Origin of the sequence: Xanthomonas sp. SHU 199 (assembly GCF_000364665.1) — a bacterium.
Classification (GTDB): domain Bacteria; phylum Pseudomonadota; class Gammaproteobacteria; order Xanthomonadales; family Xanthomonadaceae; genus Xanthomonas_A; species Xanthomonas_A sontii.
Genome location: NZ_AQOI01000057.1, coordinates 1 through 1377, shown reverse-complemented (window position 1 = coordinate 1377; position 1377 = coordinate 1). Strand labels below are relative to the sequence as shown.

The window sequence follows — 1377 nt, the reverse complement described above, 5'->3', positions numbered from 1 at the left end:
GCCGGCCGCGGCAGCGGCCCCCGCCGCCAATGCCGGCCCCGCCAAGGCCGCGGGCGCGCGCGGCGAAGGCGGCTCGATCCGCGTCGACGCCGACAAGCTCGACCGCATGATCGACCTGGTCGGCGAGCTGATCATCGCGGTCGCCAGCACCGGCGCCAACGCGCAGCGCACCGGCGATGCGCAGTTGCTGGAGTCCACCTCGATCCTGGCCGGGCTGGTCGAGGAGGTGCGCGAAAGCGCGCTGCAGCTGCGCATGGTCAAGATCGGCGGCACCTTCAGCCGCTTCCACCGCGTGGTCCACGACGTCGCCCGCGAACTGGGCAAGGACATCGCGCTGGTGGTCAACGGCGAGGACACCGAACTGGACAAGTCGGTGGTGGAGAAGATCGCCGATCCGCTGACCCACCTGGTGCGCAACGCCATGGATCACGGCATCGAACCGGCCGAGGTGCGCCAGGCGCGCGGCAAGCCGGTGCGCGGCACGGTACGCCTCAACGCCTTCCACGATTCCGGCAGCATCGTCATCCAGATCAGCGACGACGGCGGCGGCCTCAACCGCGACCGGATCCTGGCCAAGGCGCTGGAACGCGGCCTGATCGAACCCGGCCGCCAGCTCTCCGACCGCGAGGTGTTCGCGCTGATCTTCGAGCCGGGCTTCTCCACCGCCGAGAAGGTCACCAACCTGTCCGGCCGCGGCGTCGGCATGGACGTGGTCAAGCGCAACATCGCCGCGCTGCGCGGCAGCGTCGACATCAGCAGCCAGCAGGACGTCGGCACCACCATCTCGGTGCGGCTGCCGCTGACCCTGGCAATCATCAACGGCTTCCAGGTCGGGGTCGGCAAGTCGGTGTTCGTGGTGCCGCTGGACGTGGTCGAGGAATGCGTGGAGTTCGCACCGAACTACCAGAGCGAGTACATCGACCTGCGCGGCAACGTGCTGCCCTACGTGCGCCTGCGCTCGCTGTTCGCCATCGCCGGCGCGCCGCCGGCGCGCGAGAGCATCGTGGTGATCCGCCAGGGCTCGCAGCGGTTCGGCCTGGTGGTCGACACCCTGCTGGGCGAGTGGCAGACCGTGATCAAGCCGCTCTCCAAGGTCTTCGCCCAGGTCAAGGGCATCAGCGGCTCCAGCATCCTCGGCAGCGGCGGGGTCGCCCTGATCCTGGACGTGCCGTCGCTCATCGGCCAGTTGCAACCCGGCACCGAATCGCTGGCGGCCTGAACCGTCGCATCGCCTGCCGTCATTCCTACGTCACGCCATCAACCAGGAATCGCCGTCATGTCCCAGAACCGGACGCCCCTTACCACCCTGCCGACGGCCGCGGTCGTCGCCGTCGCCCTGCCCGCCGCCGCGGCCGTCGCGGCGCTGGCGCTGCCGCT

The 1377-nt window shown here is 70.1% G+C and carries 1 protein-coding gene; it reads left to right on the top strand.

Translation table 11 applies throughout. From position 1 onward, the window contains the following. The coding region (locus D183_RS0102860; protein WP_017907659.1) for a chemotaxis protein CheA at positions 1-1219 on the top strand (1219 nt) is incomplete at its 5' end. Between the last annotated feature and the right edge of the window lie 158 nt (positions 1220-1377).